The sequence below is a fragment of the Myxococcus sp. AB036A genome, from assembly GCF_006547355.1.
Taxonomy (GTDB): Bacteria; Myxococcota; Myxococcia; order Myxococcales; family Myxococcaceae; genus Myxococcus; species Myxococcus virescens.
Window position 1 is genome coordinate 18,383 of sequence record NZ_VHLC01000013.1, and the last position, 14,450, is coordinate 32,832.

The 14,450-nt window shown below is 70.3% G+C and carries 2 protein-coding genes (1 of these 2 cut by a window edge); one reads left to right on the top strand and one right to left on the bottom strand.

The features are described from left to right. Positions 1–2,532, top strand: coding sequence for a patatin-like phospholipase family protein (locus FL344_RS07920; RefSeq protein WP_228564858.1), 2,532 nt, complete (start codon positions 1–3; stop codon positions 2,530–2,532). Here FL344_RS07920 and FL344_RS07925 read toward each other — a convergent pair. Further along, on the bottom strand, positions 2,519–14,450 hold the 3' portion of the coding sequence (locus FL344_RS07925) for a non-ribosomal peptide synthase/polyketide synthase (RefSeq protein WP_141618077.1). 34,253 nt of this gene lie beyond the right edge of the window; the window shows 11,932 of its 46,185 coding nt (coding positions 34,254–46,185); its start codon lies off the right edge, out of view — the gene reads right to left on this strand; the stop codon is at positions 2,519–2,521. The genes FL344_RS07920 and FL344_RS07925 overlap by 14 nt on opposite strands.

The following is a 14,450-nucleotide window of genomic DNA, read 5'->3' on the forward strand; positions in this document are numbered from 1 at the left end:
GTGGTCCTGCTCGCAGCCACCAGCACCGCGCAGGCGCAAGCCGTCCCACCGGCCCCCTCCGAGGCCGAGGACTCCTCCACGCCCGCCAACCCCGTGCCGGCGGACGCCTCACCTGACGTGCCAGCCGCGTCGCCTGAAGCCGAACCGGGCGAAGTGCCGGCCAGCGCTGTCGCTGAAGACGTTCCGGCGGTGAGCCCCGAGGTCCCGCCCGTTCCGCCAAACGGTGGCGCGTTCGCGAAGGACAACGCGCTCGTCCCCGAGGGAACGCCGTTCCTGCCGCCGCACATCGAAGACCCGGCGCGGGCCCGCGCCCTGGCCGAGGAGACGGAGCGCAGCGCGCCGGCCCTGGTCGTCAGCGGCGGCATCAGCCTGGGCGCGTATCAGGCGGGGTTCCTCTCCACGCTGGTCCGGTTCTGGAGCGTCGCGCAGCGGGAAGGCGCGCAGGCGGACCTGGGCAACCCGGCGCCGCGTGTGTGGACGGGCGCCTCGGCGGGGGCGGTGAACGCGCTGCTCGGGGGACTGGCCTCGTGTGACACGGCGTTCGCCCAGCCCACGTGGTCTCCCGAGCAGAGCCTCTTCTGGACCGTGTGGATTGACCAGCTCGACCTGGGGCGGCTGCTCCCCGAGGAGCGGAATGAGCCACCTCAGGGCACGCACCTCTTCAGCGAGCCCCACATGCAGGACACCCTGCAGCTCATCCTGAAGAAGGCCCAGACGACCCGCTTCAAGGAGGACTGCACCTTCGCCTACGGCATCACCGTGACGAACCTGCGCGGGCGAGAAGTTCCCTTCGGCGAGGGCGGACCCGACGCCCAGTTCAAGCTGAAGCGCGTGACGGAGAAGCTGGTCGTCCAGGTGATGACGCAGGGCGAAGGGAAGCTCACGGCCCGGCTGCCATTCATGGAGGGCGCGGCGAGCGCGTCGTTCCCCCACATCGGGGTGAAGCCCAAGGAGCTCGCGTACTACCCGGCGCTGGGCGCCCAACCGAAGGGCGACGGCGGACACGAGGTGTCCCTGGCGAACCTGCTGCTCACGCCGCAGGCCTCCGGGGCCTTTCCGCTCGCGTTCCCGCCTGTCCCCGTTGAGGTCTCCTTCTTCAACCAGACGCAATGGGGGCCCCTGGAGTCCCTCAAGCTCATTGACGGCGGCGTGCTCAACAACAACCCCGTGGACCTGGCGGTGCGGCTCGGCTCGCGGTGGGTGGAGCGCAGCACCTCGCGGGAGACGACGCTCAATCCCGAGCGCTTCCCCGTCGTCTACCTGGACCAGGACGCGGTCGCCTGGGACTGGGCATCACCGCCCGAACGGCCGGAGCGCTCCCGCAGCCCCTTGGACGAGGCCTACTTCCAGTACCTGGGCAACGTGCTGAACGCCGCGCGCGACAGCGCCGTGCTCAACACACTGGAGCACGACATCAATCTGTCGGGCCGCATCCAGATTCCTCGCCGCACGTCGGTGCTCCCGTCGGAGTTCCAGTTCGCGATGATGGGCTTCTTCGACCGGCGCTTCCGCGAGCACGACTTCTACCGTGGCATGCAGGACGCCATCCGCTTCCTGTCGACCCAGCTCACCTCGACGCGCGCCGTCGACCTGCTGGTGCCTCGCGCCGGCAAGGAGCGCCTGAGGGATCGCGAGCGCCGCGTGCTGAACGTCCTGGGCATCGACTCGCCCGGCTTCCGCTGCGTCGTGGGCAATGACTGCGCGACGACGCCGCAATTGGGGCGGCTGCGTCAGGCCACCGATGCCCTGACGCAGATGGCGGAAGCGGGACAGCTCCGGAAGGGACAGGTCGACGACCTGCTCACCGTGCTGGGCGACGTGGGCTACCAGTACAGCGAAGGCGTCATGGAGGGGATTGAAGCCACGGGGACCCGAGAGGACCTCATCCCGGTCCGCCAACGCGTGGGCACCGCCTTCCACACCCTCGTCACGCAGCAGCGGGGCAACCTCAAGATTCCGCTCCGTCCCGCGGGCTCCGCGTTCCTGGACGAGTGGCTGACGTACTCGAAGCCGCACCATGTCTGGACGCTCAGCGCCATGCGCCAGCGCGGTGTGGGCGTGGGCGTAGAGCTTCCGTTCCTGGCGTCCGAGCAGGGCCGCGAGGACTACGCCTACAGCCGCAATGAGTGGCGCTTTGGCGCCGTGCTGTCCGGGCTGGGCGTGCGGGACATGGACCAGCTCGTGCCCAACGACACCCGCATCCGTTGGGCCTCGCTGGGCCTCTACATCGACTGTGTCTCCGACATGGACGGCTTCTCCGGCGCGATTCCATTCCTCGACCTGGGGCCGTACGTCCGGTGGCGCGCCGGACTGGGCGTGTCCGCGGGCTACCTCAGCAAGCCCAATGAATGGGCGCTGACCGTCCCGGAGGCCCGCCTGGGCGTGGACCTGGCGGAGATGGTGGGCGTGCGCCTCACGATGCCGGTCTACCTCCTCAAGAAGACGGAGGGAGACCGGCGGCTCATCCGAGGGACGCCCAAGTACTTCAAGGAGCTGGGCCTGGGCGTCGAATTCCTCCTCACGCGGTGGTGACCTTCAGCGCGCTCCGGAGCCGGTCCGCCAGCTCGCGGACCCCCGGGGCGCGCAGCACGCCGTAGTGGTCGCCGGACACGGCGTGCTGCTCCAGTCCGGTTCCCACGAGCGCCGTCCAGCCGCCGTCCTCGGGCAGGCCCTCCGCGCCCTCCGTCGCCTGGAGCCGCAACACCCGGCCCGGGTTCAGCGCGGGCGGCTGGTAGCGGCGGGCGGCCCGGAGGTTGGCCTCGAACACCCGGAGCAGGGCCCGCAGGTGCGCGGGCTCCATTCCGGGCGGCAGGGCGCCCGCGCGCTGACCGGCTTCCCAGAGCGCTTCTACCTGGGCCTCGGGTGACTGGGACGCGTCCGGAATGGCCAGGTCCGTGAACCCGATGCCCAGCAGATCGCTCGCGAACGCGGAGACGACCTGCGCGGCGTCGGGCTCCGGCTCGGCAGCGTTGAGCACCGCGGGCGTGTAGGCGTCGATGAGCGCCAACAGGGCCACCGTGTCGCCACGCTCGCGAAGCTGGCGCGCCATTTCATAGGCAATGACACCGCCCACGGACCAGCCGCCCAGCAGGTAGGGCCCTGCGGGTTGGACCGTGCGGATGGCCTCCACATAGGCGGCGGCCATCTCCTCCACCGTGCCCAGCGGGGGCGTGCTGCCGTCGAGCCCTTGCGCCTGGAGTCCGTAGAACGGGCGCTCCGGCCCCAGCAACCGGGCCAGCTCCGCGTAGGCCAGGACGTTGCCTCCGACAGGGTGTACGCAGAAGAACGGAACCTCCGTTCCACTCCGGCCCGCGTCGAACGGGACCAGCGACGACGTCGGTCCAGCGTCCTCGCGGCGCAGGAGCGCGGCGAGCTGCTCCACCGTGGGCGCCTGAAACAGCGCGGACAGGGGGAGCGGCTGGCCCAGGGACTCGCGCAGGGCCGCGACCAGACGCACGGCCAGCAGCGAGTGGCCTCCCAGCTCGAAGAAGCTGGAGCGCACGCTGATGGGCTCCACGCCCAGGAGCTGCTCCCAGGTCCGCACGAGCCGCAGCTCGAGCCCATCCCGCGGCGCCACGTGGACCTCCTGGCTTCGGGTGTCCGCGAGCGTGGGCGAGGGCAGGGACTTGCGGTCCACCTTTCCACTGGGGTTCAGGGGCAGGGCCGGCAGTGAGACGAAGGCCGGAGGCACCATGTACTCGGGCAGCCGCTGCTGGAGGTGCTGACGCAGCGCCTCCACGGTGACGGAGCCGCCCACGACGTAGGCCACGAGCCGCTTGTCGCCCGGCATGTCCTCGCGCGCCAGCACCACGGCGTCCTGGACCGCTTCGTGTGAACGCAGGGCCGCTTCGATTTCGCCCAGTTCGATGCGGAAGCCGCGCAGCTTCACCTGGAAGTCGAGCCGCCCCAGGTACTCCAGCGTGCCGTCATGCCGCCAGCGGGCCTTGTCGCCCGTGCGATAGAGCCGCTCGCCCGGCGTGGACGCGAACGGGTGGGGGACGAAGCGCTCCGCGGTGAGGCCCGGCTGGCCCAGGTAGCCTCGGGCCAGGCCATCCCCCGCCAGATAGAGCTCGCCCGCGGTGCCCAGGGGAGCCAGCTGCTGCCGCGCATCCAGCACGTACGCCCGAGTCCCCGCGAGCGGTTTGCCGATGACAGGGACCGGACTCGGGCTGTGCTGCACGCGCGCATAGGTGGCGTACACGGTGCTCTCGGTGGGGCCGTAGGCGTTGAACGCCGTCGTGCGCTCCGTGTTCGCCAGGCGGCTCCAGAGCGACGGGTCCATGGCTTCACCCGCGCACAGAATCCGCGCCGGGACGTGGGCACGCTCCAGTAGCCCGGCCTGGAGCAGAAGCGTCAGTTGCGCGGGCGTGCAGTCCAGGACGTCCAAGCGCTGTTGCTCCAGCCACGCCAGCATCGCCTCCGGATCCCTCCGTGTGTCGTCGGGCAGCAGGCACAGGCAGTGCCCGTCCGCCAGATGGACGAGTTGGTCCATGCTGACGTCGAAGTAGAGCGGCGCGTTGAGGCTGAACCGCTGCCCCGGGGCCTGCCCCAGGTGGAACGCGAGGTTCGAGGCCACGTGCAGCGAAGCCAGCGAGTGGTGCTGCACCATGACGCCCTTGGGCGTGCCCGTGGAGCCAGACGTGTAGATGACGTACGCGAGGTTCTCTCCGCGGACCTCCACCGCGACGTCATCCGTGGGCTGTGACGCCAGGTTCGACGCCCCGGTGTCCAGACACAACAGATGCCGGACCTGCGGCTTCCAGGCGTCCGCCAGCGCTTGGACGGTGAGCAGGACGGACGCGTCGCTGTCCTTCAGGACGAAGGACTTGCGCTGTGCCGGCGCTGACGGGTCGATGGGCACGAAGGCGCCCCCCGCCTTGAGCACCGCCAACACCGCGACGATGGCGTCCGGCGTGCGCTCCAGGCACAAGCCCACGCGGACCTCGGGGCCCACGCCCAGCGAGCGCAGGGACGAGGCGAGCTGATTGGCCCTCGCGTCGAGCTGGGCGAACGACAGCACCTGCGCCCCCAGTGTCACGGCGGGGGCCTCGGGCGTGAGCGCGGCTTGCTGCTCGAAGCGCGTGTGGAAGAGCGCACCCCGCTCACGGTCTGGCGCGAGGTCGTGCCAGTCCACCATCAACTGCTGCTCCTCCGTCTCCGTGTGGAGGGACAGGGTGGCGAGGGCCAGGTCCGGCGCGGCCACGGCACGCTCCAGCAGCAGCCGGAGATGGGTGGCCAGTCGCTCCGCCGTGGCGCGCTCGAACAACTCGGTGCTGTAGACGAGCGCCCCCTCGTAGCCATCCTGGGCACGCGCCAGGTCCAGGCTCAGCTCGAACAGCGTCACTCCCGAGTCGTCGGCGTCCGCGGGGCGGACCGACAGCTGGGGCAAGGTCAGCTCGGGGACCTGGGTGTTCTGCAACGCGAACATCACCTGGAACAGCGGCGTGCGGCTCAGGTCTCGCGAGGGCTGGAGTTCCTCCACCAACCGCTCGAAGGGCACGTCCTGATGCTCATACGCGCCCAGCGTGGTGTCACGGACTTGCGCCAGCAACTGACGGAAGGTCATCGCCGGCGTGAGGCGGGCGCGCAGCACCAGCGTGTTCACGAAGAAGCCGATGAGCGGCTCGGTCTCCGCGTGGCGCCGGCCGGCGATGGGCGAGCCGACCAACACATCGTCCTGCCCGGAATGACGGGCCAGGACCGACTGGAAGGCCGCGAGCAGCAGCATGAACGGCGTGACGCCTTCACGCTGCGCCAGCGCATCCAGCATCAGCGCGAGCTCCTGGGGCAGCTGCACCGGCACCGCCGCGCCGTGGTGACGCAGCACCGCGGGCCGGGGCTTGTCGGTGTGCAACTCCAGCGCATGGGGTGCACCGGCCAACTGCGACTTCCACCAGCCGAGCTGCTCCTTCAGCGTCTCACCCTGCATCCACCCGCGCTGCCAGACCGCGTAGTCGGCGTACTGCACCGGAAGCTCGGGCAGGGCCGCGGGGTGCCCGTTGTGGAAGGCCTCGTAGAACGTCGTCACCTCACGCACCAGCACGCCCATGGACCAGCCGTCCGAGACGATGTGGTGCAGACACAGCAACAGGACGTGCTCGGACGGCTCCAGCTTCAGCAGCGTGGCGCGCAGCAAGGGCCCCGTGGAGAGATTGAACGGCTGTCGGGCATCCCGGGTGGCGCGTGTCATCGCCTCCGCTTCGCGCTGCGCCTGGTCCTGGATGTCCGAGAGGTCCACCACCTCCACCACCGTGGCGTGCGGAGGGTGGATGACCTGCCGGGGCTCGCCAGCCACCGATTGGAACGTGGTGCGGAGCGCTTCGTGCCGCTCCACCATGGCACTCACGGCTCGCCGCAGGGCTTCGACGTCGAGCGTCCCCGACAGCCGCAGCGCGGACGGCATGTTGTAGGACACGTCGCCCGGATTGAGCTGATCCAGGAACCACAGCCGCTGCTGCGCGAAGGAGAGCGGCAGTGCTCCATCCCTCCCGGCGCGCGTCAGGGGCGGGAGCCGGAGGCTGGGCGTCGTGGAGGCCAGCCGCTCGGCGAGCGTCGCCACGGTGGGGGCCGCGAAGAACGCGCGCAGGTTCAGCTCCACATCGAAGGCGTCACGGATGCGGGCCACGACCTGGGTGGCCAGCAGGGAGTGGCCGCCCAGCTCGAAGAAGTTGTCATGCCGGCCCACGGTGGGGATTCGCAGCAGCTCCTTCCAGATTTCCGCCAGCCGCGCCTCCGTGGGCGTCGCGGGCGGCTCGACGTCGCGCGTGAGCGCGAGCTGGGATGCGTCCGGTGCCGGCAGCGCGTTGCGGTCCACCTTGCCGGTGGACGTCAGCGGCAGGGCGGCCAGTGGCACGAAGACCGAAGGCACCATGTACTCCGGCAGTCGCTGCAGGAGGTGTTGGCGCAGCGACTCGGCCGTGACGGAGTCGCCCACGACGTAGGCCACGAGCCGCTTGTCGCCCGGCACGTCCTCGCGCGCGAGCACCACGGCGTCTTGGATCTGGCCGTGGGTGCGCAGGGCGGCCTCGATTTCGCCCAGCTCGATGCGGAAGCCCCGCACCTTCACCTGGAAGTCGAGCCGCCCCAGGTATTCCAGCGTGCCGTCATGCCGCCACCGGGCCTTGTCTCCCGTGCGGTAGAGGCGGGCCCCCGGCTGTCCACTGAAAGCATCCGGGATGAAGCGCTCCGCCGTCAGTCCCGGCCTGCCAAAATAGCCCCGGGCCACACCTTCTCCCGCGATGCACAGCTCACCCGCGGTTCCCAGCGGAGCCAGTTGCTGGCGCGAGTCCAACACGTACACCCGCGTTCCCACGATGGGACGGCCGATGACGGGGACGGGACTCGGGTTGCCCTGAACGCGCGCGGAGGTGGCGCACACCGTGCTCTCGGTCGGGCCGTAGACGTTGAAGGCCGTCGTGCGCTCCGTGCTGGCCAGCCGATTCCAGAGCATGGGCGACATGGCCTCGCCTCCGCAGAAAATCCTGGCCGGGACGTGGCTTCGCTCGAGGAGCCCGGCCTGGAGCAGGAGTGCCAGCTGCGCGGGGGTGCAATCCAGCATGTCGACGCGCTGCTGTTCCAGCCACGCCACCATCGCGTCCGGGTCCTTCCGCGTGGCCTCTGGCACCAGACAGAGGCAGTGTCCCTCCGCCAGGTGCATGAGCCGCTCGACAGTGCCGTCGAAGTAGAGCGGCGCATTGAGACTGAGGCGCTGCCCGGCGGGCTCGGCCATCTCCAGCGACTCCGTCATCCCCTGGAGCAACCACGGCAGCGAGCGGTGCTGCACCATGACGCCCTTGGGCGTGCCCGTGGAGCCGGACGTGTAGATGATGTACGCGAGGTTCTCTCCGCGCACGTTCGCGGGGACGTTGTACGTGGGCAGTGACGCCAGCTTCGCGGCCTCGGTATCCAGGCACAGCAGATGCCGGACCTGGGGCTGCCAGGCCTCGGCCAGGTGCTGGACGGTGAGCAGCACGGTGGCCCCGCTGTCCTCCAGCATGAAGGAGCGGCGCTGCGAGGGCGCCATCGGGTCGATGGGGACGAAGGCGCCTCCGGCCTTCAGTACCGCCAGCAGGCTGATGATGGCTTCCAGCGTGCGCTCCAGGCACAGGGCCACGCGGACCTCCGGGCCCACGCCCAGCGTGCGCAGGTGCGCGGCGAGCTGGTTCGCCTTCGCGTTGAGCTGGCTGAAGGACAGCACCTGCTCATCCAGCGCCACGGCGGGCGCGTTGGGCGTGCGTCCCACCTGCTGCTCGAAGCGCGTGTGGAAGATGCCACCGCGCTGGGCGCTGGAGGTGCTGCTGTTCCAGTCCACCATCAACTGGTGCTGCTCCGCCTCCGTGTGGAGGGGAAGGGTGGACACGGGGTCATCCGGTGACGCCACGGCGCCTTCCAGCAGCAGCCGGAAATGCTCCACCAGTTGCTCCGCCGTGGCGGGCTCGAACAGCTCGGTGCTGTAGATGAGCGCGCCCTGGTAGCCCTCCGGGAGGCGGGCCAGCGCCAGCTCCAGCTCGAACCGGCTGACACCATGCGTCGGCTCCAGCTCTCGCAGGGAGAGTTCCTGGAGGGCCAGCTCGGAGCCCGGCGCGTTCTGCAGGGCGAAGATGGCCTGGAACAGCGGCGTGCGGCTCAAGTCTCGCGAGGGCTGGAGTTCCTCCACCAGCCGCTCGAAGGGGACGTCCTGGTGTTCGAATGCGCCCAGGGTGGTGTCGCGCACTTGCGCCAACAACTGGCGGAAGGTCGTCTCCGGGGAGATTCGGGCGCGCAGGACCAGCGTGTTGACGAAGAAGCCGATGAGGGGCTCGGACTCGGCCTGACGGCGCCCGGCGATGGGTGAGCCCACCAGCACGTCGTCCTGTCCCGAGTGCCGGCACAACAGCGCCTGGAAGGCCGCGAGCAACAGCATGAACGGCGTGACGCCTTCCTTCTGGGCCAACGCGTCCAACGCCTGACTGAGCGCGAACGGAAGCTGGACGTGCACGCCGGCGCCTTGGTGCGTCACCACTGCGGGTCGCGGCTTGTCCGTGGGCACGTCGAGCGCGTGCGGTGCACCCGCGAGCTGCTCCTTCCACCAGCCCAGGTGCTGCTTCAGCGTCTCGCCCTGCATCCATCCGCGCTGCCACACCGCGTAGTCGGCGAACTGCACGGGGAGCTCGGGCAGGGACGCGGGCTGTCCGCGAAGGAAGGCGTCATAGAACGCGGCCACTTCCCGGACGAGAACGCCCATGGACCAGCCGTCCGAGATGATGTGGTGCATGCACAGCACCAGCACGTGTTCGGTGGGGGTCAGCGTCAGCAGGGTGACGCGTAGCAGGGGGCCCGTGGACAGGTCGAACGGCTGCTGTGCGTCATGGGTGGCGAGCTTCAACGCCTCGGATTCCCGGTACGCCCGCCCCTGAATCCCCGAGAGGTCCACCACCTTCAGCGGCAGCGCTCGCGGTGGGTGGATGACCTGGCGGGGCTCGCCGCCCTGGGCCTGGAACGTGGTGCGGAGTGATTCGTGCCGCTCCACCAGGGCATTCGCGGCGCGCTGCAAGGCGTCGACGTCCAGCGTCCCCGACAGGCGCAGCGCCGTCGGCATGTTGTAGGAGGCGTTGCCCGGCTGGAGCTGATCCAGGAACCACAGGCGCTGCTGGGCGAAGGACAACGGCGCCGGCCCATCCCGCCGGGCCCGGGTGAGCGGTGGCAGCCGGGGGCCGGGCGTGGCGGAGCCCAGACGTTCGGCGAGGGCCGCCACGGTGGGTGCCTCGAAGAACGCGCGCAGGCTCAGCTCCACGTTGAAGTCGGCGCGGACGCGGGCGACCACACGCGTGGCCAGCAGGGAGTGGCCTCCCAGCTCGAAGAAGTTGTCGTGGCGTCCCACCGTGGGGACTCGCAGCAGCTCCTGCCAGACCTCCGCCAGCCGGGCCTCCATGAGCGTCGCGGGGGGCATGCTGTCGCGCTTGAGGGCCAACTGCGAGGCCTCCGGCGCGGGGAGGGCCTTCCGGTCCACCTTTCCGCTGGGCGTCAGGGGCAGGGCGGCCAGTGACACGAAGGCGGCGGGTACCATGTACTCGGGGAGGTTCCGGCGCAGGTGTTCCCGGAGGGCGGACGCCTCCACCTGGCCCGCGTCTGGCGCGGACGACGGCACGACGTACGCCACCAGTCGCTTGTCGCCAGCGACGTCTTCACGGACGTGCACCACGGCATCGTGGACCGTGGGATGCGCACGGAGGGCGGCCTCAATCTCTCCAGGCTCGATGCGGACGCCGCGGACCTTCACCTGGGTGTCGCCGCGGCCCAGGTACTCCAGGTTCCCGTCCCGACGCCACCGCGCCAGGTCTCCGGTCCGGTACAGCCGCTCGCTGTCCACGAAGGGCGAAGGCACGAAGCGCTCCGCCGTCAGCTCCGGCCGGCCCAGGTAGCCTCGGGCCACACCCCGGCCTCCGATGAACAGCTCTCCGGGCACGCCCGGGGGGACGGGCTCCAGCTCGCGGTCCAGCACGTACATCCGCACGTTCGTCAGCGCCCGGCCAATGGGCACCTCGCGCTCGGCGCCCGCGGAGGCCAGAACTCCGGCCGCTGACAGGTTCACGGACGTGGCCACCGCCGTCACCTCGGTGAGCCCGTACGTGTTCAGCAGGGGCAGCTCGGCGCCGACGCTCCGCTGCCACTGGGCCACCCGCTCCGGCGCCACGCGTTCGCCGCCAATCACCACCCACTTCAGCGCTGGCGGGAGACGGGCGGTGCCCGCATCGAGGCTCGCCGTCACGTCATGCCAGAAGGCCGTGGGCAGGTTGAGCTGCGTCACGCCCGCCGCTTCACACTTCGCCAGGAACGCACCGGGCTCGTCGAGCATGTCCGGGGTCCGGAGGACCAACGTCCCGCCGCTCGTGAGGCACGGGTAGATCTCCTCCGCGCTGGTGTCCCAGCTGATGGAGGCGAACTGGAGCACCCGGTCTCCTGGCGCCACCGGAAAGGACGTCCACGACGCGCGGGTGAAGTTCACCAGCGACTGGTGCTGGACGACCACGCCCTTGGGGCGGCCCGTGGAGCCGGACGTGTAGAGCACGTACGCGGAAGCCTCGGGGGGCACCAGGACAGCGGGGACCTGGGGCACGCCGGAGGAGGGAGGCACCTCCGCGTCCAGCCAGACGCAGCCCTCCGCTGCACCCAGACGCTCGCGGAACGCCGCACGGGCCACGATGACCCGGGCGCCGCTGTCCTCCAACATGAAGCGCAGGCGCTCCGCCGGATACTCCGAGTCCAGCGGCACGTACGCCCCGCCCGCCTTGAGCACCCCCAGCAACGCGACCAGCAGCTCCACCGAGCGCTCCACACACACCGCGACGCGCTGCTCCAGTCCCACGCCCGCCGCGCGCAGGCGGAGGGCGAGCACATTCGCTCGTGTATCCAGCTCCCGGTACGTCACGGACTCAGCGCCCGCCACCACGGCCAGTGCGTCGGGCGTGCGAGCCACCTGCGCCTCGAAGAGCGCGTGGATGCGCGTGTCGTTCGGAAGCGTCTCCCGAGCGCCGCTCGCGGCTTCGATCAAGGCCTGACGCTCCTCGGGAAGCATCATCGGCAGTGCGGCGACACGCTCGTCCGGCCGGGCCAGGACGCCTTCCAGGAGCCGTTGGTAGTGCGAGGCCAGCCGCTGGGCGGTGGCCTCTTCATACAAGTCGGTGCTGTAGTTGAGCGTCCCGCTGAAGCCGTCCGCGCCACGGAACAGGTCCAGGCTCAGCTCGAACAGCGCCACGCCCGTGTCCTCACCGTCCGCCGGACGCACCGTCAGGCCCGGCAACACGAGCTCGGGGATGGGCGCGTTCTGCAGGGTGAACAGCGTCTGGAAGAGCGGGGTGCGGCTCGGGTCCCGCTCCACTTGGAGTTCCTCCACCAGTCGCTCAACGGGGAGGTCCTGATACTCGTAGGCCCCCAGCGTGGTGTCGCGCACCTGCGCCAGGAGCTGGCGGAAGGTCAGCTCGCGGCCGAAGCGCGCGCGCAGCACCAGCGTGTTCACGAAGAAGCCGATGAGGCTCTCCGTCTGCGCATGGTGTCGACCCGCGATGGGCGAGCCCACCAACACGTCATCCTGCCCCGAGTACCGGTTCAGCAGCATGTGGTACGCCGCGAGCAGCACCATGAAGGGCGTGACACCCTCACGCTGGGCCAGCGCCTCCACGCCCTGGCTGTGCGCCAGGGAGAGCTGCACGGGCACCGACGCGCCCCGCGTGCTGAGGAACGCTGGGCGCGGCTTGTCGGTCGGAAGCTCCAGTGCGTGCGGAGCGCCCGCGAGCTGCTCCTTCCAGAAGCCGAACTGCTGGTTCAGCGCGTCGCCCTGGAGCCACCCCCGCTGCCACACCGCGTAATCGGCGTACTGCACCGGAAGCTCGGGCAGGGACGCGGGCTGGCCGGCAAGGAAGGCGCCGTAGAGCGAGGTCACCTCGCGGACCAGCACGCCCATGGACCAGCCATCCGAGATGATGTGGTGCATGCACAGCAGCAGGACGTGCTCGGACGGCGCCAGCTTCAACAGGGTGACGCGCAGCAGGGGGCCCTGGGTCAGGTCGAAGGGACGCCGGGCATCGGCGGTGACGCGCTTCAGCGCCTCCGCTTCCCGGTGCGTCTCGTCTTGGATGCCCGAGAGGTCCACCCGGTCCACCGCCACGGGGTGCGGCGCGTGGATGACCTGGCGAGGCGCGCCGTCCTCGGTCTGGAAGGTGGTGCGGAGTGATTCATGCCGACGGACGATTTCGTCCACGGCACGCTGCAAGGCGGCCACGTCCAACGCACCCGACAGGCGCAGTGCCGTCGGCATGTTGTAGGACGCGTTCCCCGGCTGGAGCTGATCCAGGAACCAGAGCCGCTGTTGGGCGAAGGAGAGCGGCAGTGCTCCGTCCCCCCGGGCTCGCGTCAGGGCGGGAAGCCGGGGACCGGATGAGGCGGAGGACAGGCGCTCGGCGAGCGCGGCCACGGTGGGCGCCGCGAAGAACGTACGCAGGTTCAGGTCCACGTCGAAGGTGGCGCGGATTCGCGCCACCATCTGGGTGGCCAGCAGGGAGTGGCCGCCCAGCTCGAAGAAGCTGTCGCGCCGGCCCACGCTGGGGACACGCAGCAGCTCCTTCCAGACCTCCGCCAGTTGAGCCTCGAGGGGCGTCGCGGGCGGCTCGACATCGCGCTTGACTGCCAGGTTCGAGACGTCCGGGACGGGCAGGGCCTTCCGGTCCACCTTGCCGGTGGGGGTGAGGGGCAGGGTGCCCATCAGCACGAAGGCGGACGGCACCATGTACTCCGGCAGCCGCTCCTGGGCGTGCTGACGCAAGATCTCCGCGGTCACCGGGGCGTCGGGAGTCACCACGACGACGACGTAGGCCACGAGCCGCTTGTCGCCGGGCACGTCCTCACGGACCAGCACCACGGCTTCCTGCACCTGGTCATGGGTCCGCAGCACGGCTTCGATTTCACCCAGCTCGATGCGGAAGCCGCGCAGCTTCACCTGGAAGTCGAGCCGCCCCAGGTACTCCAGCGTGCCGTCATGCCGCCACCGCGCCTTGTCCCCCGTGCGGTAGAGGCGGGCCCCCGGGGTTCCACTGAACGCGTCGGGGATGAAGCGCTCCGCGGTCAACTGCGGCTGTCCCTGGTACCCACGGGCCAGGCCGTCTCCCGACAGGTAGAGTTCACCCGCGATGCCCGCCGGGGCTACCCGCTGCCGCGCATCCAGCACGTAGGCCCGCGTGCCCTGGATGGGCCGCCCGATGACGGGCACGGGTGCGGTGCTGTTCCGGACGCTCGCCGTGGTGGCGCAGACGGTGCTCTCCGTGGGGCCATAGGCGTTGAACGCCGTCGTGCGCTCCGTGCTGGCCAGCTGCTTCCAGAGCGACGGGGCCATCGCTTCTCCCGCGCACACGATTCGCGAGGGCACATGCGTCTGCTCCAGCAGTCCAGCCTGGAGCAAGAGCGTGAGTTGCGCGGGCGTGCAGTCCAGCACGTCCACGCGCTGCTGCCCCACCCACGCCAGCATCGCCTCCGGATCCTTCCGCGTCTCCTCGGGCACCAGGCAGAGGCAGTGTCCGTCCGCCAGATGGGCCAGCGGCTCCAAAGCCCCATCGAAGTGGAACGGGGCGTTGAGGCTGACGCGCTGGCGGCTGGCTCCCGTTGCCTGGAACGCCTCCGTCGTTCCCGCGTGCATGGCGAGCAACGAGCGGTGCTGCACCATGACGCCCTTGGGTGTGCCCGTGGAGCCAGACGTGTAGATGACGTACGCGAGGTTCTCCCCGAGGACGTTCACCACGACGTTCCGCGTCGGGAGTGACGCCAGCTTCGAGGCCTCGGTATCCAGGCACAGCAGGTGCCGGACCTGGGGCTTCCAGGCATCGGCCAGGTGCTGGAGGGTGAGCAGCACGGACGCGTTGCTGTCCTTCAGGACGAAGGACTTGCGCTGCGCCGGTGCAGCCGGATCGATGGGGACGAAGACC